This is a genomic window from Geomicrobium sp. JCM 19038 (assembly GCF_000698125.1).
Taxonomy (GTDB): Bacteria; Bacillota; Bacilli; order Bacillales; family Marinococcaceae; genus Geomicrobium_A.
The window spans coordinates 77,344-99,191 of the sequence record NZ_BAXA01000008.1 but is presented as its reverse complement, the minus strand read 5'-3'; the positions used below and the strand labels follow the sequence as shown (position 1 = coordinate 99,191).

The following is a 21,848-nucleotide window of genomic DNA, read 5'->3' as shown; positions in this document are numbered from 1 at the left end:
ACACCACTGGTTCCTCTAGCTACACCCTCGACCCCTCTAGCTACACCCTCGATCCCGCTCGCTACACCCATGCTCCCTCTAGCTACACCCTCGACCCCGCCACTGCACCATAAAAAAAAAACTTGCAACGACGGTTGCAAGTTTTACGTACGTGAATGTTGTAGTGCTCTATAGATTCCGATGAATAGGTTAATTTGCGCGAGACTAAAGAATATAATCCAGAGCAAACTACCGACGTACATGATGAATGCAGAAACTGCGGTTAAAAGTAGTGCTGAGATCATCGGAAATAGTACGGTTTTGTCTTTCAGAATTTCTTTCATGCCAAACCCCTTATCTTATTGCCAAAGCTTATAGATCGATTGCGTTCCACTGTCTGTTTCGCCCTTTTCGACGAGTTCATCGTAGAGCGATTTTACGAGAGCGAGCCCGGGTAGGTCTTTATCCATCGCTTCGACTTCTTCTAACGCAATGTCCATATCTTTAATAAAATGTTTTACGTAAATCCTGGCTCGAAATCACCATTTAGCATGCGCGGGGCAAGGTTGTTTAATGTCCAACTACCTCCTGCTCCTTTTGAAATGGTGTCGAGCACTTTCTGTTGGTCGAGTCCTGCTTGCTTTGCATAGCCGAGCGCTTCGCCTGCACCAATCATGCTGGCAGCGACGGCAATTTGATTGCACATTTTCGCATGTTGTCCACTACCTGCAGGTCCGTGGAGTTGGATGTTCGTGCCCATTAATTCAAAAATCGGCAACATTTGCTGGAATGTCTGCTCCGAACCACCGACCATTATTGTTAGTGTACCATTCTGGGCGCCAACATCGCCACCTGAAACGGGTGCATCTAGTGCTGAACATCCCCGCTCTGCAGAAGCTTTGGCAATCCGCTCAGCTAGAGACGGTTTTGATGTGGTCATATCAATCAACGTTGTTCCTGATTTTGCTGATTGCAACAACCCGTTCTCTTTGAAATAGACGTCCTCCACATCTTTTGGATAACCAATCATCGTAATGATTACTTCGGAGCTTTCCGCAAGTTCTTTCAGTGTTGACTTCCAGTGTGCACCGATTGTTAGTAGTTCGTCTGCTTTTTCTTTCGTTCTTGTATACACGTTGACTTCATGGCCCGCTTGTAAAAGATGCTTTGCCATACTTTTACCCATTACACCGATTCCAACAAATCCTAGTTGCATAGTACCCCTCCATATTCTATTAATTCCGATTTCTTTATGTAAAGAGGCAACGCCTCTTTATCACGTGACGATGATTGGTTCGTCTTTTGTGACGATAATCGTATGCTCTTTTTGGGCAACAAAGCCTTGCTCTTTCGTGAGCAACGTCCAACCGTCATCTTTTTCATAGATCTCTTCTGCTTTTGTCGATACAAATGGTTCGTATGCAATTACGGAACCTTCCGTAAAGAGTGAGCGATCCCAAGGGATGTAGTAGTTGTAAATATGTCTGGTTCGTCTCGTAGTGACGAGCCTACACCGTGGCCTGTTAAGTTCTTAATGACTGTGTACCCAAGCTGTTTAGCGGTACGATTCACTGCTCTGCCGACACCGTTCATCTTAGATCCAGCCTTAAACTTCTTTAAGCCTTCATCAAAGACAACATCTGTTGCTTTCAAAAGTTTCTCAAGCTCTGGATTTGAAGTTGAGCCCGCTACAAATGATTTACCTGTATCTACCCAATAATCGTTGTACGCCCCTGATACATCGATATTGACGAGGTCACCGTCTTGAATTTCACGTTTTCCTGGAATGCCGTGTGCAACTTCTTCATTTACACAGATACACGTATACCCTGGGAAATTGTACGTGCTAATTGGTGCAGAAATCGCTCCGAACTTTTTAAACATGCGCTCTGCGATTTCATCAAGTTCTTTCGTTGTAATACCTGGCTTTGTCTGTGCAATCATTTCATCACGTATTTCAGAAATGACCTTCCCAGCATCCTTTAAGCCTTGGATGTCTTTTTCGCTTGTTGCTATCATCGTCTAGACTCCTTTAATCTTTGTACTCTCATTGTATCCCCTATGAATTAAATCAACAACCAACAGAGAAAGAGCATCCATTTTCATTAAAAATGGATGCACTATCATTAAATTTGTTCGTACACAACGTCTGGGTCTGGCCCTCTACGCTCATCGCGATTTAATTGGTCGATGAGCATCATATCTTCTTCAGTTAAAACAAAATCGTAGATATCTGCGTTTTCTTCAATACGTTCAGGTGTCTTTGACTTCGGGATAATGACCGAGTCTTGTTGCAAATGCCAACGTAACACCACTTGCGCTGGACTTTTTTGATAGCGGTTTGCTATTTTTTCAATAACGGGGTCACTCAATACATTCCCACGCCCTAACGGACTCCACGCCTCAAAGACGATGTCTTCTTCCTCCATATAATCTTTGAGTGCATATTGTGTCAAATAAGGGTGACATTCCACTTGATTAATGACAGGCTTTACATTCGCCTTCGTCTCAAGTCGTTTAAGATGATCAATTTGGTAGTTGCACACGCCAATTGCTCGAACTAATCCTTCACCTTCAAGTCGTTCGAATGCGCGCCACGTATCATGAAAATGACGTTTACTCGGCCAATGCACGAGTAACAAATCAACATAATCAAGCTTCATCTCTTCAAGAGAATCATGAAATGCACGTAACGCTTGATCGTATCCTTGGTTGTCATTATGCGTTTTTGTTGTAATAAAAAGATCTTCTCTATTCACCGAGCTATTCCTCAACTGCTCTGCCATTAAGCCTTCATTCTCGTACAACTTCGCTGTATCGAATGATCGATAACCTACATCTAATGCCTTTTGAATGGCTGTCTCGGCTTCTGAAGGTTCGTTAATGAGATACACGCCAAAACCGTGTTGAGGCATCATCAACCCATTGTGAAAGCGAACAACGTCTTTGATTGAATTACTTGTCATTAACTAACCCTCCTAGTGAGTATGATCACACGTTTATTATATCCTGAACGCACTCGACATTCAAAGAAAGTCATGAAAGATCAATCGCCTTAATGTCCACTTGGGTTTTTGAAACGATAACGTTGTAAACCGCAGGCATTGGCATCGTTCTCCACGATTCAAACGTAAACGTCGGATCATAGGCTGAAAGGATTAATGCCAGGAGATTCCCATGCGTTGCGATTACAACTGATTTATTTTCATACGCTTCTATGAGTTGTTTTGTTGCAGCCTGACCTCTTCGTTGTGCTTGTGCATTTGACTCTCCACTTCCATAATACAAATCCGGACTTTCCCATAGTGCCTTAATCTTCTCTTCGAAGTTTTGCTCAAAGCCGAGTCCACTTTCTCTTTCGCGAAAAGCATCTTCTAGTTGAACCGACAGCCCTTTTTGTTTCGCTAACGGTTCAATCGTTTGAATCGCACGATGATACGGACTAGAGACAATCTGATCAACTCTAATGGATTCAAACTGCTTTGCAATTGCTTCGCTTTGTATACGTCCAATTGATGACAACCGACGGTTTCGATCATCGTCTGAATAAGTCGCATGCGCGTGTCGGATAAAATAACAACTCGTACTCATCGCCTCACCTCTGATTCGCCTTTCATTGCACGTCCTAGCTATAAGTATGATAAACTATTCAAAAAAAAGACAGTTCATCACTCATTAAGGAGTGGCAAAAGATGAAGATCATACCAATACATGTAAAAACTGAACGAGCGCTTCGAAGTTTTAACTTTTATCTCGTTCAACATTCTAACGAGCTCATTTTGATTGATGCAGGATATGATACGGAAGATTGTTGGAATGGGCTAGTTGAAGCATTACAAACCCACCACCTCCAGTTATCGGATCTTACTGCAATCGTTTTAACGCACCATCATCCCGATCACGTTGGACTCGTAAATCGTATTCGCAAACAAATTGACGTTCCGTTATACGTTCATCCTGAATCTGTGCATCGTTTAACGCGAGAACCTGCGTTTATGGAAATGCGAATTAACTTCTACAAAGCGTTATATCAACAAGCGGGCTGCGGAGCATTCGGCGAGAAGCAAATCGATCGTTTGCAACGCTCTAAAGAGACGAACATTGGCAATCGAATTGAAGGCGAGCTTACATTGATTGATGTTACAAAACCGCTATTTGATTTTGACTTAGTTGAAACACCTGGGCATGCCCCTGACCAAATCGCACTCCAACATGAACGTAGGCTCATTTCAGGTGACTTATTGATTCATCACATCTCAAGCAACGCGTTAATTGAGCCAGACAAACTTGGCAACCGTTTGTTTACAATGCAACAACATATCGATTCTTTACAATCCGTCCAACAACTAGACGTTCATACCGTATATCCAGGACACGGATCTGTCATTACGAATCATCAAGCGCTCATACAGGAACGCCTTCTAGGAATTCAACAAAAAGCCGAGCATTTGCGGGAGTTGATGCTCGAAAAACCGATGACAGCGAATGAATTGGCAATTACTATGTACCAAAAACGATATGAAACTCAGTTCCCTCTCGTTATGTCTGAAATCATCGGACATCTCGATTATATGGAAAGTAAAAATATGACTCTAAAAACAGAAAAAGACGGTATCTTCGAATTCAAACCGGTTTTTGATCATGTTAAATGAATGAGCGTTCAGTCAAAATCACTATTTAAAAAAAGCATCCCTTCATCATAAGGGATGCTTTTCATTAACCTTCTAGTACTTTTAATGATTCGCGGTTGAACGCTGGCAAGTCATCTGGTGTACGACTCGTTACGAGATTCCCTTGGCATACGACCACTTCTTCATCTTTAAAGTTTGCACCTGCGTTCTTTAAATCAGGAACAATCGGCTTTACGCCAGTGACGGTTCTACCTTTTAATACATCTGCATTGATGAGCAATTGTGGGCCGTGACAAATGGCCATGATTGGCTTGCCAGCATCAGCAAATGCTTTTGTAAAATCTACAAAACGATCGTCGCCACGAAGGATGTCTGGTGAAAAACCACCTGGCAACAATAAAGCATCGAATTGTTCCGGTTTTACCTGATCAATTCCTTTGTCGATGGTAAGCGTCACATCTTTCTTCTTACCAGTTACTTTATTGCCTGCTTCTTTCTCAATAGTAACAAGCTCATGACCGGCATCCTCAAGATTCTTCGCTGGATCTGTGTATTCAATATCCTCAAATAAATCTGTAATGAGTACAGCTACTTTTTTACTCATGAGAGAAACATCCTTTCAACTCTAATTGTTGTTCTAGTAAATTGATTCCCATTTCTATTTCTCCGTAAACATCTCACTACGCATTCAGTATATTACTATAATTATATAGTAATCACTTTTCATCATTTTACAAATTGTCTATCATTTCATTGACGGATGTTGTCGTTTACATTATTGTTAGACTATACCTAATGAGTATTATCTGTCATCGATTTAATACTTGTCGGATTACTTTACAATGATATGAAAGGAGGATCCCTTTCACTTGCTGAAATTTATAGGAAAACGCTTTTTGTGGATGATTGTAACGCTATGGGTTATTATCACTGTTACGTTTGTTCTTATGCGATTTGCTCCGGGTAGCCCGTTGGATGTTGACGATGTCGGCATGAGTGAGCAAGCAAGAGCAAATATGATGGCCCATTACAATCTAGACCAGCCAGTCATCATGCAATATTTGAATTATTTAAAAAACGCAGTGACTTTTGATTTCGGACCTTCAATGGTTACTCGTTCCAGAGAAGTCAGTGACATGTTAGCGAGCGGCTTCCCAGCTTCATTACAGCTTGGTTTAGTCACGCTAATACTGGCAGTCATTTCAGGAATTATTTTAGGAGTATTGGCTGCACTCCGTCACAATAAAATGATCGACTATGTGACAATGTTCATTGCAATTATTGGAATCTCAATTCCAAACTTCATACAAGCCATGTTATTTATTCAATACATAAGTACTCAATTTGACTTTTTCCCTACTGCACAATGGGGAACTTGGCGACACGCAATTCTACCAGCTTTAGCTCTTGCATCTGGACCGATTGCAATTATTGCGAGGATGACACGTTCTAACATGCTTGAAGTGTTAACAGAAGATTACATCAAAACCGCTAAAGCTAAAGGACTTTCTAATTTCCAAATTGTTGTAAAACATGCATTGCGCAATGCACTACTGCCCGTCGTCACCATTCTTGGTGTATTAGTAGCAAGTATATTCACGGGAAGTTTTGTTGTTGAAAGGATCTTCGCTATACCAGGCGTCGGTCAATATTTTGTTGAAAGTATTACAAACCGTGATTATCCGATGATTATGGCAACAACGATCATTTATAGCACGATCTTCATTATTATGATGTTCATTGTTGACGTTGTATATGGAATTATTGATCCAAGAATTCAATTGCATAAGAAGGAGGAATAAACAATGGGAAATAGAAGCCAGAAAAAATCGGCCTCTAATGTTCCTGATGAATGGTTTGTTCCTCTGCCTAAAGAAGAACAACGTGAAACGGTTCATCATAAAGGAGATAGTTATTGGCGTGATGTTATGCAACGCTTGTTTGCGAACAAGCTTGCAACAACAGGCTTAGTACTGATTTTTCTACTTACAATAATGGCCATCATTGGTCCTATGCTCACTGAGCATACGTATCGCTCACAATCTATTCTTAACAGTAATACTGCACCAAACGGAACCTATTGGTTTGGCACTGACGAACTTGGTCGTGATGTATTTACCCGTGTTTGGTATGGCGCTCGGGTGTCACTCTTTATTGGTCTTGCTGCTGCTTTAATTGAATTTATAATAGGGGTCGCTTATGGCGGGATTTCTGGATACCGTGGGGGTAAAGTAGACAATGTCATGATGCGTATTGTCGATGTTCTTTACGGGCTTCCTTACCTTCTCGTTGTTGTCCTCCTCATGGTTGTTATGGGTCCAGGTCTGTTTACGATCATTATTGCCTTATCTATAACAGGTTGGATTGGAATGGCTCGTCTCGTACGAGGACAAGTCCTTCAATTAAAGAACGCAGAATATGTACTCGCTTCACGTGTATTAGGAGGAAGCAATAGTCGCATTATTCGTAAACACCTTCTACCAAACACCTCAGGACCAATTATCGTTTCAATGACATTAACGGTTCCTACTGCAATATTCGCGGAGGCATTTCTAAGCTTCTTAGGACTTGGTGTACAAGCCCCCGTTGCGAGCTGGGGAACGATGGCTAATGATGCATTAGGGGTTATCCAAACGGGTTACTGGTGGCGATTGTTTTTCCCTGCATTTTTTATCTCATTAACGATGTTTGCCTTTAACGTTTTTGGAGATGGATTACGAGATGCACTAGATCCTAAAATGAGGAAGTGAGCACATGACGGAAGCAACACCAAAAGAATTACTATTAGAGGTTGATGACCTTCACGTCTCATTTCCACTAAACGGGGTGAGGTGCAGGCTGTTCGAGGGGTCAGCTTTTCCTTATATAAAGGTGAAACGTTAGCAATTGTTGGTGAATCCGGATGCGGAAAGAGCGTCACTGCTCAAAGCCTCATGCGTCTCGTCTCCACACCACCAAAGTCGGGAAGCATTCGCTATAAAGGCGAAGAGTTAACGACTAAAACAGAAAAACAAATGCAAAAACTACGCGGGCTTGAGATGGGCATGATCTTTCAAGATCCGATGACTTCTTTAAACCCCGTCATCACAGTAGGGGAGCAAATTCGTGAAGGCTTGTTAAGACATCACAAAATGTCTAAAGAAGAAGCGACGAAAGAATCTATCGAAATGCTTCGTCTCGTTGGAATCGCTGATCCTGATAAACGAATGAAACAATACCCACACCAATTTAGTGGGGGCATGAGGCAGCGCTTAATGATTGCGATGGCGCTCGTTTGTAAACCTGACATTCTGATCGCCGATGAGCCAACAACAGCACTAGACGTTACCATCCAAGCTCAAATCATTGAATTATTCCAAGAAATCCAAAATAAAACAGGTGTTGCCATTATCATTATCACGCATGACCTTGGTGTTGTAGCCCAAATCGCTGATCGCATTTGCGTGATGTATGCCGGCAAAATTGCAGAGACTGGCAAGAGTTATGACGTATTCAAAGAGCATCGCCATCCGTACACTGAAGGCATATTGAAATCCGTCCCAAGGATGGATGGTAATCGTAACGATCCACTTATTCCTGTACCAGGTACGCCTCCTAACTTGATGAATCCTCCAGTAGGATGCCCCTTTTACATGCGGTGTGATTATGCGATGAAAGTGTGTAAAGAGGTCGCTCCACCTAGAACCGATTGCAATGAATCGCACTATGTTCATTGCTGGCTACAAGATGAGCGAGCTCCATCTATACAACAGCTACACTCATAAACTATTATTTAGGGGGAAAGCACATGAAGAAGAAATGGTTCATGCTCATGTTTACGCTTATGCTAAGCATGGTACTCGTACTCGCTGCGTGTTCTGACGAAGGAAGCGACAGTGACGAAGCAGATGATGAAACATCTGACACAGGTGACACAGATGACGAAGCAGCAGGGGATTCTGAGGCATCTGACAATGTAATTGTATTGAACAATGAATCTGAGCCAACATCACTAGACCCACCAATCGGTAACGACCAGTATTCGTACGATGTCTTAAACAACATGGGTGAAGGCTTAACGCGTCTTGCTCAAGATGAGGCAGTTCCAGAGCCAGCTATGGCAGAAGATTGGGATGTATCTGAAGATGGACTCACGTATACATTTTACTTACGCGACGGCATTACATGGACAAATGGTGAACCTGTTACAGCACAAGACTTCGAATTTTCTTGGAAACGATTAGCTGATCCTGACACAGCTTCTCCTGCTGCACAGCATTCCTATTGGATTGCAGGTGCTGAAGCTTTCAACTCAGGTGAAGGTGATGAAGAGGATGTTCTCGTCACAGCAATTGATGACCAAACACTTGAAGTAGTCATGGAAAACCCAACAGAGTTTTTCCCATCCATTACAGCAATGCCACAACTTTTCCCTACGCATCAAGAAACCGTTGAGAATGATGAAAACTGGGCAGGTAGTCTAGATACGATCGTGTCAAACGGACCGTTTAAAATGGTTGAGTGGGATCATGATGTACGCATTGTGTTAGAACGTAATGAAGATTATTGGGATGCTGAGAACATTTCACTAGATGGTGTTCAATATGAAATGGTTGATGATCCTTCAACAGCATATCAATTGTATGAAGACGGCACTCTTGATATTGTCAACATGCCTGCCGATATGAAAGAAACATTAGTCGAAAGCGAAGATGCTTTTGTTCAACCACGTGCCGGGATTGAGTTCCAACGTTTTAATGTAAATGAAGAACCGTTCCATAATAAAAAAATCCGTCAAGCGTTTAACTATGCAATAGATAGTCAGATTATCGTAGATCGCATTATCCAAGGTAACGAAAACGTTGCTGATGGTTTCGTTGCTTATGGATTTTTAACACCTGATGGCGATGATTTCCGTGATGCGGCTGAAAGCATTATCCGTATGAACCAGAAACTGCGATGCAACTTCTTGAAGAAGGTATGGCAGAAGAAGGGTACGATGAACTTCCAACAGTCACTTTGTCCTACAACACATCTGATGAGCACAGCATCGTTGCACAAGCAATTCAAGAGATGCTCGTTGAGAACTTAGGTGTTGATATTGCCCTTGAGAACAGTGAGTGGGCAGTCTTTATGGAAGCGCAACAAGGACTTGAACTTCAGTATTCTCGTTCGTCGTTCTTAGGTGGTTATAACGATCCAATTAACTTCTTAACGAACTTTACAACTGATAACCCGATGAACCGTACTGATTTTAGCAACGAAGAGTTTGATTCATTAATTGACGCGAGTTACGAAGAAGAAGATGCCAATACGCGTTTTGATCTACTTCTTGAAGCTGAAGCATTGTTAATGGAAGAAGCACCATTTGTGCCTCTGTACTTCTACAACCATACGTTCTTGTACAAACCAGAAGTGAATGATGTCGTTCGTCATCCAGTAGGTTTCGTTGAACTTAAATACGCAAGTTTAGACTAAAGCGAATCGGTGCCCAGGTAATGGGCACCTTCCTTCGTTCATAGGCAGGTGAATGCATTGACACAAGAAAAATTACTTGAAGTTACGAACCTCAAAAAACATTTCCCTCTCGATAAAAACTTAGTTGTCAAAGCCGTGGACGGTGTTTCTTTTGACATTTATAAAGGTGAAACACTCGGTCTTGTCGGTGAATCTGGCTGCGGGAAGTCCACCACAGGTCGTACGATCATAAACCTTTACAAAACGAGTGACGGCACGATTCGGTATAAAGGCAATGACGTTGAATTGTTACGTGGAAAAAATCGCCGCTCGTTTTACAGAAGAGTTCAAATGATATTTCAAGATCCATATGCGTCTTTGAACCCTCGTATGAATGTGGCAATGTGCATCGCTGAAGGGATGGATATCCATAACATTCATAAAGGAAAAGATCGATTAGAGCGTGTTTATGAGCTCTTAGAAACGGTCGGTCTCCAACGAGAGCATGCCAATCGTTATCCCCATGAATTTAGTGGTGGGCAGCGGCAACGAATTGGGATCGCACGTGCGTTGGCTCTCGATCCAGAATTCATCATTGCTGATGAGCCTATTTCTGCACTCGATGTCTCTGTTCAAGCCCAAGTCGTTAACTTAATGAAAGATTTGCAACGGGAGCGCAACCTCACATATTTGTTTATCGCGCACGACCTTGCGATGGTTAAACACATTAGTGACCGAATTGGCGTGATGTATTTAGGCAACATCGTTGAGCTAACAACGAGTGAAAAGCTTTATTCAGATCCACTTCACCCTTATACGAACGTACTTCTTTCAGCGATTCCAGTACCAGATCCGGTTGTAGAACAACAACGAGAGCGCATTATCGTTGAAGGTGAAGTTCCGAGCCCAGTCAATCCGCCAAGTGGCTGTGTCTTTCGAACTCGCTGCCCTGAAGCGATGGACATTTGCGCAACCGCAAAGCCAACTTGGCAAGAAGCGAAACCTGGTCACTTCGTTTCATGTCACTTGTATGAAGGTAAAAACCAATGATTGCTCCGTACTGGCACGAAGAGACGACCATTCAAGAAATTCATACTGCCTTTCGACATGGACAATTAACGTCACAGAAGCTTGTGATGTATTACCTTGAGCGAATCGCTCTTTATGACCAAGATGGTCCTAGCATTAACGCCGTACTTGATGTAAATCCAGATGCAATCGCGATCGCTAAAGGACTCGACGTTCAATACGCTCAGTCTGGTTTAACTGGACCTTTACACGGTATCCCTGTTCTTCTAAAAGACAACATCCAAACCGGCGATGCGCTCTCAACGAGTGCAGGAGCCTATGCTTTAAAAGACTGGAAAGCAGATGAAGATGCAGTTCTCGTTAAAAAGCTCCGAGCAGCTGGAGCCGTCATTCTTGGAAAAGCGAACATGACAGAACTCGCTCATCGCATCGGTCGCGAAGGGATGCCGAATAGCTTTAGCAGTAGAGGTGGTCTCGTACTGAACCCGTATGGTCCACATGAGTTCGATGTTGGAGGAAGTAGCTCTGGATCAGCAGCTGCAATTGCTAGTAACTTTGCTGCTGTCAGTATCGGGACTGAGACGTCAGGGTCGCTAGTCAACCCTGCAACACGAAATTCACTCGTTACGATTAAACCAACGTTCGGACTTGTGAGTCGTGAAGGTGTGATTCCGCTATCTTATTCACAAGATGTTGCTGGTCCGTTGACACGTACCGTTGAAGATGCGGCTATTCTTCTAGATGTCATTGCCGGTCGTTGTGAACAAGATCATGCGACACACGGCATCCCTACTAACGTGTCCAATTATAATGACCATCTTTTAATCGACGGTTTATCACGCAAACGAATTGGGGTGTATCGAGGGAAGGTTCCTGATGATCTTGCTATTCACGTCGACAAACATCACTTTGAAGCCGCCATTGACGTGTTGAGAAAACAAGAAGTTGAAGTCATAGAAGACATTACAATTCCAGACGTTGAAAAAGAAATTCCCAGTTTATTACGTTATGAGATTAAGCATTCCCTAAACACCTTCTTTAAGAAAGCAAAACCATCGACAGGTTACAACAACTTCGATGAGTTTCTTGCTACATACTTCCAATACGCTCGGTTACAACCTTACGGTTTCGATAGTTTTATTAGTGGGACGGACCGTAAAGAAGAACTAGCAAACTCCGAATGGATTATGCAGAAACTACTAAACCAAGGACTACACGACGAATACGCCATTGAAAATGTGATGAAGAACCACGCACTGGATGCGATTGTCTTTCCGAGTGCTGCTGGTTTTGCCGTCGCCGCTCGTGCAGGCTTACCTTCTATTTCAGTACCTGCGGGTTATAAAGCGAATGGACAACCATTTGGCATTACATTCACAGGGCCTATGTTTCAAGAACGAACATTAATTGAACTTGCCTTTGGCTATGAACAAGCGACACAGCATCGTAAGAAACCAAACTTAGCGTAACAGCAGTGCAAAAAGCCGACCGGGAAATTCTCCTCGGTCGGCTTTTTAATGGTCTATATTTTCAATCTCGCCTTTAACTTTACCTTCGTTTAGAAAGTGATTCATCGTTTGATAAACTGTTGTCTCTGGATGGTTCTTCAAACAAATCGCATAATAATCCTGATAGGCCCACTCAACGCCAAGGGGTACTTCAACTAAACTCGGTTCATTTACGACACTTTCTTGAGGTAGAAAGCCCATCCCTTTTTGCTCAATAATGATTTGCTTTGCTAGATTTCCATGAGAGACTTCAAGCGGTGACTTATGGTGCTGTATGCCGTGTTTTTCTAGCCACTTTTGAAAAGGAATGCCCCAACTCACTTTAATGTAACGTTCATTTTGAAGACTCGCTAAATCAAAATCTGCATCAATATTAACGTCGGTATGACGATATAACGCATAGTGGTGTCGCCCTAGATGCCAAGCGCGAATGGCTTTCGCTCTTGGTAAATTAAAGACGATGCCATAATCAATGCGTCCATCTAACACGTGTTGGATAATTGCAGGTGAATGATCCGTCGTAATCTGCACGTGTAGATTCGGAATCTTTTCATGCAAAGACAACACTCGACGGACAGGAAATGAATTCCAAGTCGATTGCGTTACTGCGATTTTTAGTTCTTGGCTATGTGTGTGTTGCGTTGCAATTTGTTTCGTTTTTTCATAGAGGTTTAATTGTTGTTGCATGAATGGTAGAAGTTCTAATCCCTTCGATGAAAGTCTAAGATCTCGGTTGTTTCGATCAAACAGACGGACACTATAGAATTCCTCTAACTTTGCAATTCGAGAAGTGACGGTTGATTGCGTAATATGTAAGAACGCAGCTGCCTTTGTAAAACTATTCAACTCCGTAACGACGAGAAACGTTTTTAACTGATCATAATCCATCCCATTTCACCTCATTGAAATTATCGATCATATGGATTCAATTATTCATGTTGTGAATACCTAAAGCAAGTCGTACGATTGAGGTAACGAACGAGAAAGAAGTGACCATCGTATGCCTTGGACGATTTGGAAAACCTATGGACCTTTTGTTTTTGCCCTTTTAGCGATTGAATTTTTTGTCACGTTTACTTTTTTTATGTTTGTTCCGTTCATTTCACTCTACTTAACTGGCGAACTTGGCTACTCCTTGCTTTTTGCCGGTTTTATTCTTGCTGTTCGATTGGTAAGTCAACAAGGAGTTATGCTCATCGGTGGATACTTTGGGGATAAGTACGGACATAAAAAATGATGATGATTGGTTTTTTATGTCGAGGTGTAGGCTTTGCCGGTTTAGGTCTTGTTGAGACTCCCATCGCCCTCATTACTATGGCGATGATTGGAGGAATTGGAGGGACGTTCTTTAGTCCTTCGTTAAAAGCTGTGCTCGTTTCAAATCAACCAAAATCTGAACATAAGACCTTATTTGCTTATTCCAACATTAGTGCAAATGCTGGAACGATTATCGGTCCTTTGTTTGGCACTTTGTTTTCAGTCACTCAATTCCCGCTGCTTAGTGTGATTACTGGTCTATCATTTGCATTGATGAGTTTCTGGATCTTTTTAGTCCCGATTCGGTCCATTCAATCCAAAACCAAACCTTCTCTTATCCTTGGTTTAACTGAAATTATCCACAACCGTTCCTTTCTCCTCGTTGTGGTTGCCTTAATCCCTTTTCACTTTATTTATCAACAGCTTTTCCTCGTCTACCCTTTAATTGGATTCACATTAACCGGTTCAGGAGGATGGATCTTTACCGTCCTAACGTTGCTAGTCGTTGCCTGTCAAATGACGGTCACTCGCCTGTCTGAGCGCTTAAGCATGATTCGCTCTATTCAATGGGGCTACTTTGCCATGGCATTAGGCTTTATACCGCTAGTCTTTCACTTACATGTGATTACCGTCATCGCCTCATTAATCGGAATCGCACTCGGCGTCATGCTCATTCAACCAACGTTCTATTCCTATACCGTTAGTCAAGCTCCTACAGAACGATTTGCTTTGTATATTGGTTTTTCAAATTTAGCCATGGCCATTGGTGGCGCACTTGGAAATATTATCGGTGGTAGCCTCTACGAATATTTAAATTCACTTCAGTTACTATCAATTTACTGGGTAATTTTTGCGATATTCGCCTTCCTTCCGATTTTTCTCTTACAGCGAATACTACGAACAAGTAAATCGCCAGCAAACTAACGAAAAAAGAAGAGCTGATATGAATATCGGCTCTTCTTCCACGGACTTAAATACTCAAATACCCTCTCATATTCTCCTCTGTTAACTCTTCTTTTTCACCTTCATAAACAATGCGTCCGCGGTCCATTACATAAAAGTAATCCGCAACTTCACTCGCAAAATCAAAGCTCTGTTCGACGAGTAACATCGTCTTTTCATTGTTTTGCTTTAAATCTTTAATGACATCTTGAATACCTTGGACAATGTTCGGTTGAATGCCTTCTGTCGGTTCATCAAGTAAGATCACGTCTGGATCTGCAACTAACGTGCGGGCAATTGCTAATTGTTGCTGCTGTCCTCCACTTAAATCGCCTCCTTTTCGATTTTGCATCTCTTTTAGAATTGGAAAGTAATCATAAACCTTGTGACCCGGTTCAATGTTCTTCTTCTGGTCTTGCCGTGCTTCTAAACCGAGCTGCAAATTCTCATGGACCGTTAGTGCCGAAAAGATTTCTCTGCCTTGGGGGATGTACCCAATCCCTTTACGTGATCGCCACGTTGGAGATTTATCATTAATGTTGTGGCTCTGGTAATCGATGTGACCATGATTTGCTTTTATCAATCCCATTAATGTTTTAAGTAACGTTGATTTTCCCACACCGTTTCTGCCGAGCAAACAGATGAGCTTTCCTTTCGGAATCGTCAAACTTACGTCTCGAAGAACTGCACTCTCACCATAACCTGCTTCAATACGATTCAATTCAAGCATTGTGATTCACCTCCGACCTAAATACACTTCTAAAACCCGATCATTCTGCTGCACTTCCTCCATCGAACCATCGCATAACCACGTGCCTTCGTGCATAACCGTAACCTTATCTGCAAATTTCCGTACAAAGTCCATGTCGTGCTCCACAACAATCACTGCCCGGTCTTTTGCAATCGTTCTTAGAAGTTCACCTGTCTTCTCTTCCTCTTCTTCCGTCATCCCGCGATCGGTTCATCCAATAAAACTAATTCAGGGTCTTGCATTAAGACCATCGCAATTTCTAGCCATTGCTTTTGACCGTGGGCAAGCGTTCCTGCGGTGCGGTTGCTCTCTTCTTTAAGCCCAATGAGTGTTAGCATTTCGTGAATATGCTCTTTGTCTCCTTCTGACAACTTGGCACGAAGAATATGCCAAAAGCCTTTTTGCTGCTTCATGGCAATTTCTAAGTTAGACATCACTGACAATGATGGAAAAATTGACGGGGCCTGGAACTTCCGCCCGACCCCTTTGCGAACAATTTGATATTCATACAACTTGCCTAACTCAATGGACTCCTTAAACAACACGTTGCCAGACGTCGGTTTCGTTTTGCCGCACAACACATCTAGAAAGGTCGTTTTCCCTGCTCCATTCGGTCCAATAATAAAATGTAGTTCACGATCACTTAATTGAAAGCTGAATTCATTGATCGCCTTGAATCCTCCAAATTGCACGATTAACTTCTCAGATTGAAGAACTGTTGTAGAGCTTTGCTTCTTCTTTTCGACCTTTTCCATATTTCTTTGCCCTCCTACGTGCTTGGATTGTTGAAATAATTCCCATGATCCCTTTCGGCATAAAGACAACGACTAAGACGAATACAAGACCGATAAAAAACAACCAAGCGTCCGGGTAGGTTTGACTGAACCATGTACTCGCACCGTTTGTAAGCAACGCGCCGATGACAGGGCCAATTAATGTACCGCGTCCGCCGATGGCTACCCACAGCACCATCTCAATCGACGGGACAATTCCCATCATTGACGGCGTTATAATTCCTACTTGTAACACAAACAGCATACCAGCAAGACCTGCAACACCCGCTGAAAAGCTATACACAATCACTTGGTAAATAGACGTATTATACCCAAGAAAGCGGGTACGATTCTCCCCGTCTCGTATCGCAATCAATACTTTCCCGAATCGACTGTTCACGAGCTTATAGCAAATTAGAAAAACAAGACCTAGAAAAACGACAGTCGTCCAATAGATCATTTGTTGAGTCGCAACTGAATTCAACGAATACCCGAAAATCGTATCAAAACCGGTAATCCCATTCGTTCCGCCAGTGTATTGTTGTTGGCTAATAATAAGCGTTGTAACGACGATGACGAGGGCTTGTGTCAAGATCGTAAAGTAAACACCGGTAATTCGATTTCTAAATGTAAAAAAGCCGAGAATACCTGCAAACAACATCGGAACGGCAATAGCCAAAACGATTGCGACGATCGGGTTTGAAAAGATCGCCCAAAACCAAGGCAATTCTGTGATCCCATTCCACCCCATGAAATCTGGTATTCCACCACTTTGAAGTGTTAAATACATCGCCATTGCATAAGCACCAAAACCAAAGAAAATACCGTGACCAAGGCTTAAAATGCCCGCATAGCCCCAAAGAACGCCAATCCCTAACGCCAAAATCGCATAAGCCAAAAAGCGTCCGAGCAAATTTAAATTAAAAGGTGCGAGCACAAATGGCATGATGAGCAAAATAACAAATCCTAAAATGACTAACGTCTTTTTGGAATATAAATACGACATAATCGTTTCCTTTCCGCTCTAATCCAAAGATCTTGTTTTCATGGAAAAGAGCCCAGATGGTCGCCATTGCAAAAATGCAATAATTAGCGCGAAGATCAACACTTTCCCCATTGATGCATTCGTCCAGTATTCAAAAAACGTATTAAAAACACCGATGCCAAGCGCACCAATTACCGTACCTGTTAGTGCACCTACACCGCCTACAACGACAACCATAAACGCATCGACAATGTAATTTAAGCCGATCGTCGGCCCAATCGGACCGATTAATGTCAACGTGCAACCAGCCACTCCAGCAAACCCCGCTCCCATTGCGAACGTTAATGAATCCACTTTCCTCGAAGAAATACCAACACACGTTGCCATTTCACGATTTTGCATAACTGCACGCACACGACGTCCTTGCCTCGTTCGATACAAGTAGATGAATAGACCACCAAGGCAGACGATGACAAGTCCGATCATAAACAACCGACTAAACGGCAAATACAGACCAAAGATCTCTAAACTGCCTTGTAAAAAACTCGGACTTTGAACACCAACATTAGGCGCACCAAAGATCGTCCGAATCAATTGCTGCAAGATAAGACCTGCACCAAACGTTGCCAATAAACTATCAAGTGGTCTCCCGTATAAATGTCGAATCACGGTAAATTCAAGTAACATTCCAATTCCAGCAACAATAATAAATGCAGCTGGGATCGCGAGGATAAAATACCAATCAAAGAACTGTTCAGGTATGTACTGCACAAAAATGACTTGCATCAAATACGTCACATAAGCTCCAATCATAATCAAATCACCATGAGCCATGTTAATGACTCTCATCAGACCAAACGTGATTGCAAGCCCCATCGCAACGAGTAACAGTACAGAGCCAAGGCTTATTCCATTAAAAATTTGCATCGCAACGCTACTCATAACATGCACGCCTTTCTGTCGATTAAAAGAGACGAAGGGAAATCTTTCCCTTCGTACTTATTGAATGGCTTCTGCCCAGTCGTAATTCTCCAAAAATGGATCTGGCTTTACCGGCTCTCCAGAATTCCAAACTTCTTCAAACTGTCCATCACTTTGAACTTCACCAATTCTTACCGTTTTATAAACATGCTGATTATCTCCATCAATCTCAACTGGACCGTTCGGTGCATCAAACGTAATTCCCGCTGCCGCTTCTCTAACTGCATCGGTCTCCGTCGAGCCTGCTTCCTCGACAGCTTGTGCCCACAAATACACCATAAAGTAAGCAGCTTCAATTGGATCTCCCGTTACACGATTCTCACCGTAAGCTTCTTTGAAGTTCGAAACAAATGTTTCATTCTCAGGCGTATCGGTTGTCTGATAATAATTCCAACTCGCCAAATGACCTTCTAACACTTCTGCGCCAATTCCTCGAATCTCTTCTTCCGCTACGCTCACTGATAGTACAGTCACGTCGTCGGAAGTAATCCCTGCATCAGCAAGCTGATTGAAAAATGCTACGTTGCTGTCTCCATTTAATGTGTTAAAAATAACATCTGGATCTGTGTCTCTAATGTGTGAAATAATCGTGTTGTAATCGGTATGACCCATCGGCGTGTATTCTTCTCTTACGACTTCGCCACCTAGATCATCTAATTGTGCTTGGATTATTTGATTTGCAGTTCTCGGGAACACATAATCTGAACCTAATAAAAAGAAAGAATCACCAACGTTATCAAACAACCACTCTACAGCCGGAACAATTTGTTGATTCGGCGCGGCACCGTTATAGAAAATATTCGGTGAAGACTCCATTCCTTCATATTGAACAGGATAGAACAACAGTCCGTTGTGTTCTTCTACGACTGGCTTTACGGCTTGTCGACTTGCAGACGTCCACGTACCGAAGATTGCGGTAACATCATCTTGTTGCAATAGCTTGGACGCTCGCTCAGAGAAGACCGGTTCGTCGGAGGCACCATCTTCAACAATGGGAACAATTTCTTTCCCTAAAACGCCACCATCTTCATTAATTTCATCAATCGCTAACATGACCGCATCTCTGACAGATGTCTCGCTTATTGCCATCGTTCCACTTAATGAATGAAGCAATCCAACTGGAATAGAATCCTCATCCACGACAACCTCTTCACTATTCTCTTCTGAATCGGACAGTTCGTCCTCACCTGCACTCGCTTCTCCAAAGCCTGTATCCGCCGCTTCATCTCCAGCAGCACATGCACTAAGGATGAATACAGTCGAGAATAAAGCGATCCCCCATTTATATTTCTTCATTATTTCCTCCTTCAAAGCGTTAATCTAGTATGGTTAACAATACTATAGTATTCAAAATAGTTTCTATATTTATGTTATATTAGCTAACAATGTATCACTATAAAAAAACAAGCCTTGCTTCGATAAGCAAGACTTGTTTTCTTCTCTTGAGTACAGTACTACTCTTTATCGTCAGTTGGTTGTGACTCTTGTTGCTTCGACAATAGATCGCGAATTTCTTTTAGGTACACTTCACTTGCTGCTGGTTCTTCTTCCACTTCTTCCTCAGCTTCTTCCGCCTCAGCTCTTCGTTTAATAAGCTTGTTCGCAACTTTTACGAAGATGAAAATGGCTACTGCGATAATGAAGAAGTCAACGATCGCTTGAATAAACATGCCGTATTCTACTTGGCATCGCCAAATTGGAAGACGAGAGTTGAAAAGTCAACGCCACCGAGCAGCACACCGACGAATGGCATAATTATGTGATCAACAAGCGAACTTACAATCTGTTGAAAAGCAGCACCAATAACGACTGCAACTGCGAGATCTAGTACATTTCCTTGTGCAATGAATGCTTTAAAATCTTTCCACATATTGTTCCTCCAAGATGCATATCCAGAGTTCCCACTTATAACGGTCATCACAAGAGAAAACTCAAAGTTGTTCAATTGCTTTAGTGTACACCACTTTACTGTTGACTATCAATAATGGCCATCGTACAACGAGATGTACAGATTAATTTGTCCTCTTCATCTACGATTTTAATCTCCCAAATCATCGTCGTTCTTCCTTTATGTACCGGCACTGCAACCGCAAAGACATGACCGTCTCGCTTACTTCGAACGTGGTTCGCATTAATCTCCAGGCCTACAGCCACTTTCTTTGTTAAATCAATGTTAATCGCAGTTCCAACCGAAGCTGCTGTTTCTGCGAGTACGACCGAAACACCACCGTGTAAAATCCCTGCAGTTGATGCGTTTTCGGAGTAATCGGCATTTTCAAGACGAGTCGATCAGGATTCGTCTCAATAAACTCAATATTCAATTCGTCAATAATTGTACCGGCAATTCTTTTATCGATATTTTCAAAAAAATCCACAGTCACTTGCCTGCACCACCTTAATGTTTTCTTTAGTCTACCATAGTTCGACTCTAATCAACGTAAAATGACCGGCAGATGCCGGTCATAATAACAATGAATCTAAATTAACACGTTGAACCGTATCGGATACTTCTTTCGAGTCGATTACCTTACCTGACTCATCGATTGTTTCAACAATTCCTTCGGGAGCATTTGATTCTGTTGCCGTATGTGTTCCCTCTTCATATTGATTCGGCGTTACCGAACTCAATGCTAGATAAGAGGTTAAAAAGCTAACAGTTACGATCTTCACATGAACCACTCCTTCAAAGCGATTACTTATAGTGTACACGAAGAATATGAAGAACATCTGTAGATCATCTGAACAATTGATGAACCTTCTAATTACTACTCAAACTTAATCGTTTTGACTAAGGAAACGTTGCACAGTTTCATTGAAGAGAGAGGAATAAGCATATGGTAAGCTATGACCAGCTCCCTCAACGATTATCGTCTTTACATGCTCATTTCCTCTCGAAATTTCTACCATCGTTTTCTTTATCAATCTGTTTTCTTTCGCCCCAGCCATCACAAGGATCGGGAACGGCAATTCACGCACGTTCACTGGAAGTGTAAATCGACTATTCTCATAGATGATGTTTTCCAGTAGCGATTTAGTGATTGATTGCGTATCGCTAAAATAACGCTCAAAGTCCGAACTTGGAATCTCCAATTGCTTTGCTTGAAGTTTTGCAAAGGTTCGATTTCTACTTAATGGAAGCATCATGGCAGTCGCTTTTGCCAATACCGTTGGAAAAGGAAGTGAGGCGGCTAACATACTAACTAAGACGACATGTTTAAACCGTTCAGGTTGTCTGCTCACTAATGATAGTGCTACTTGTGCACCGAGTGAAAACCCAATTACACTAATACGTTCAAAAGAAACAGCGTCTAATTCTCTTAGCAATTGACCGACAGTGTCATCAATCGATAAATGCTTCTCGTCGTTTCCTCCGTGTCCCGGAAGCTCTGGCGTCCAAACGGTATAATCTCGTTCAAAAAACTTCACTTGTTCGTTCCACATCCACGAGCTCGTCCCACCACCATGTAAAAATAAAAGCAAATGACTTCTATAATCCATTATTCCCCTTCCTTTCATGTAGATTGAAGGTTAACACAGACAATTGAAGGGAATGACAGTACTACTAGTCACTAGGGG

At 42.3% G+C, this 21,848-nt stretch carries 22 protein-coding genes and 5 pseudogenes; 10 read left to right on the top strand and 17 right to left on the bottom strand.

What is annotated here, in order from left to right:
* Positions 1 to 143: 143 nt before the first annotated feature.
* From JCM19038_RS11625 to JCM19038_RS11605, 5 genes and pseudogenes are all read right to left on the bottom strand, one after another.
* Complete coding sequence (locus JCM19038_RS11625; RefSeq protein WP_042418080.1) at positions 144 to 323, bottom strand: hypothetical protein; 180 nt, start codon at positions 321 to 323, stop codon at positions 144 to 146.
* Positions 324 to 338: 15 nt separating this feature from the next.
* Positions 339 to 1,195 (bottom strand): annotated as a pseudogene (locus tag JCM19038_RS11620) (NAD(P)-dependent oxidoreductase).
* Between the two features lie 60 nt (positions 1,196 to 1,255).
* Positions 1,256 to 1,998, bottom strand: a pseudogene (gene map, locus JCM19038_RS11615) (type I methionyl aminopeptidase).
* A 107-nt stretch (positions 1,999 to 2,105) separates the two neighbouring features.
* Positions 2,106 to 2,945: an aldo/keto reductase gene (locus JCM19038_RS11610; RefSeq protein WP_042418077.1), complete on the bottom strand. Its 840-nt coding sequence runs from the start codon at positions 2,943 to 2,945 to the stop codon at positions 2,106 to 2,108.
* A 70-nt stretch (positions 2,946 to 3,015) separates the two neighbouring features.
* Positions 3,016 to 3,570 carry a histidine phosphatase family protein gene (locus JCM19038_RS11605; RefSeq protein WP_042418075.1) on the bottom strand — a complete coding sequence of 185 codons (555 nt, stop codon included), beginning with the start codon at positions 3,568 to 3,570 and terminating at the stop codon, positions 3,016 to 3,018.
* A gap of 101 nt (positions 3,571 to 3,671) precedes the next feature.
* On the opposite strand from JCM19038_RS11605, the gene JCM19038_RS11600 reads away from it, so the two are divergent.
* Positions 3,672 to 4,631: an MBL fold metallo-hydrolase gene (locus JCM19038_RS11600; protein ID WP_042418073.1), complete on the top strand. Its 960-nt coding sequence runs from the start codon at positions 3,672 to 3,674 to the stop codon at positions 4,629 to 4,631.
* A gap of 64 nt (positions 4,632 to 4,695) precedes the next feature.
* Here JCM19038_RS11600 and JCM19038_RS11595 read toward each other — a convergent pair whose 3' ends face one another.
* Entirely contained in the window at positions 4,696 to 5,214 is a 519-nt protein-coding gene (locus tag JCM19038_RS11595; protein ID WP_042418071.1) for a type 1 glutamine amidotransferase domain-containing protein, read from the bottom strand.
* Between the two features lie 265 nt (positions 5,215 to 5,479).
* Between JCM19038_RS11595 and JCM19038_RS11590 the strand changes: the two genes are divergently transcribed.
* The 7 genes and pseudogenes from JCM19038_RS11590 to JCM19038_RS11565 all read left to right on the top strand — a co-directional run bounded on the left by JCM19038_RS11590 (position 5,480) and on the right by JCM19038_RS11565 (position 12,544).
* Positions 5,480 to 6,412, top strand: coding sequence for an ABC transporter permease (locus tag JCM19038_RS11590; protein ID WP_042418068.1), 933 nt, complete (start codon positions 5,480 to 5,482; stop codon positions 6,410 to 6,412).
* Positions 6,413 to 6,415: 3 nt separating this feature from the next.
* Complete coding sequence (locus JCM19038_RS11585; RefSeq protein ID WP_042418065.1) at positions 6,416 to 7,360, top strand: ABC transporter permease; 945 nt, start codon at positions 6,416 to 6,418, stop codon at positions 7,358 to 7,360.
* A gap of 4 nt (positions 7,361 to 7,364) precedes the next feature.
* Positions 7,365 to 8,374: pseudogene (locus JCM19038_RS11580) on the top strand (ABC transporter ATP-binding protein).
* A 23-nt stretch (positions 8,375 to 8,397) separates the two neighbouring features.
* The gene (locus tag JCM19038_RS24465; RefSeq protein WP_255343374.1) at positions 8,398 to 9,681 is read left to right on the top strand and encodes a peptide ABC transporter substrate-binding protein; all 1,284 of its coding nucleotides are present in this window, start codon (positions 8,398 to 8,400) and stop codon (positions 9,679 to 9,681) included.
* Complete coding sequence (locus tag JCM19038_RS24460; protein WP_255343373.1) at positions 9,570 to 10,067, top strand: ABC transporter substrate-binding protein; 498 nt, start codon at positions 9,570 to 9,572, stop codon at positions 10,065 to 10,067. The genes JCM19038_RS24465 and JCM19038_RS24460 overlap by 112 nt, the downstream gene beginning before the upstream one ends.
* Before the next feature lie 57 nt (positions 10,068 to 10,124).
* Positions 10,125 to 11,096: an ABC transporter ATP-binding protein gene (locus JCM19038_RS11570; RefSeq protein ID WP_042418063.1), complete on the top strand. Its 972-nt coding sequence runs from the start codon at positions 10,125 to 10,127 to the stop codon at positions 11,094 to 11,096.
* A complete protein-coding gene (locus JCM19038_RS11565; protein ID WP_042418060.1) occupies positions 11,093 to 12,544 on the top strand; it encodes an amidase family protein in 1,452 nt (483 codons plus the stop codon). Before JCM19038_RS11570 ends, JCM19038_RS11565 begins: the two co-directional genes overlap by 4 nt.
* Before the next feature lie 45 nt (positions 12,545 to 12,589).
* Here JCM19038_RS11565 and JCM19038_RS11560 read toward each other — a convergent pair whose 3' ends face one another.
* Positions 12,590 to 13,471: a LysR family transcriptional regulator gene (locus tag JCM19038_RS11560; RefSeq protein ID WP_042418055.1), complete on the bottom strand. Its 882-nt coding sequence runs from the start codon at positions 13,469 to 13,471 to the stop codon at positions 12,590 to 12,592.
* 112 nt (positions 13,472 to 13,583) lie between these two features.
* On the opposite strand from JCM19038_RS11560, the gene JCM19038_RS11555 reads away from it, so the two are divergent.
* Positions 13,584 to 13,820 (top strand): hypothetical protein, encoded by a 237-nt coding sequence (locus tag JCM19038_RS11555; RefSeq protein WP_042418054.1) that lies wholly within the window; start codon positions 13,584 to 13,586, stop codon positions 13,818 to 13,820.
* Complete coding sequence (locus JCM19038_RS11550; protein WP_042418051.1) at positions 13,817 to 14,764, top strand: MFS transporter; 948 nt, start codon at positions 13,817 to 13,819, stop codon at positions 14,762 to 14,764. Before JCM19038_RS11555 ends, JCM19038_RS11550 begins: the two co-directional genes overlap by 4 nt.
* 46 nt (positions 14,765 to 14,810) lie before the next feature.
* On the opposite strand, the gene urtE is transcribed toward JCM19038_RS11550, so the two are convergent.
* The 10 genes and pseudogenes from urtE to JCM19038_RS11505 form a co-directional block, all read right to left on the bottom strand.
* On the bottom strand, positions 14,811 to 15,512 hold the full coding sequence (gene urtE, locus JCM19038_RS11545) for an urea ABC transporter ATP-binding subunit UrtE (protein WP_042418050.1): 702 nt from the start codon (positions 15,510 to 15,512) through the stop codon (positions 14,811 to 14,813).
* 6 nt (positions 15,513 to 15,518) lie between these two features.
* Positions 15,519 to 16,288, bottom strand: a pseudogene (urtD, locus tag JCM19038_RS11540) (urea ABC transporter ATP-binding protein UrtD).
* Positions 16,236 to 17,312: an urea ABC transporter permease subunit UrtC gene (gene urtC / locus JCM19038_RS11535; protein WP_042418047.1), complete on the bottom strand. Its 1,077-nt coding sequence runs from the start codon at positions 17,310 to 17,312 to the stop codon at positions 16,236 to 16,238. Before urtC ends, urtD begins: the two are co-directional and overlap by 53 nt.
* 18 nt (positions 17,313 to 17,330) lie before the next feature.
* Complete coding sequence (gene urtB / locus JCM19038_RS11530) at positions 17,331 to 18,233, bottom strand: urea ABC transporter permease subunit UrtB (RefSeq protein WP_042418044.1); 903 nt, start codon at positions 18,231 to 18,233, stop codon at positions 17,331 to 17,333.
* 57 nt (positions 18,234 to 18,290) lie between these two features.
* Positions 18,291 to 19,568, bottom strand: a complete 1,278-nt coding sequence (urtA, locus tag JCM19038_RS11525; protein ID WP_042418040.1) for an urea ABC transporter substrate-binding protein — start codon at positions 19,566 to 19,568, stop codon at positions 18,291 to 18,293.
* 158 nt (positions 19,569 to 19,726) lie between these two features.
* Positions 19,727 to 20,142 (bottom strand): annotated as a pseudogene (gene mscL, locus JCM19038_RS11520) (large conductance mechanosensitive channel protein MscL).
* Positions 20,143 to 20,237: 95 nt separating this feature from the next.
* The gene (locus JCM19038_RS11515; protein WP_307190020.1) at positions 20,238 to 20,510 is read right to left on the bottom strand and encodes a hotdog fold thioesterase; all 273 of its coding nucleotides are present in this window, start codon (positions 20,508 to 20,510) and stop codon (positions 20,238 to 20,240) included.
* On the bottom strand, positions 20,435 to 20,653 hold the full coding sequence (locus JCM19038_RS25045) for a hypothetical protein (protein ID WP_307190014.1): 219 nt from the start codon (positions 20,651 to 20,653) through the stop codon (positions 20,435 to 20,437). The genes JCM19038_RS11515 and JCM19038_RS25045 overlap by 76 nt, the downstream gene beginning before the upstream one ends.
* Before the next feature lie 79 nt (positions 20,654 to 20,732).
* Positions 20,733 to 20,942, bottom strand: a complete 210-nt coding sequence (locus JCM19038_RS11510; protein ID WP_042418037.1) for a hypothetical protein — start codon at positions 20,940 to 20,942, stop codon at positions 20,733 to 20,735.
* A gap of 105 nt (positions 20,943 to 21,047) precedes the next feature.
* On the bottom strand, positions 21,048 to 21,770 hold the full coding sequence (locus JCM19038_RS11505) for an alpha/beta fold hydrolase (protein ID WP_042418033.1): 723 nt from the start codon (positions 21,768 to 21,770) through the stop codon (positions 21,048 to 21,050).
* Between the last annotated feature and the right edge of the window lie 78 nt (positions 21,771 to 21,848).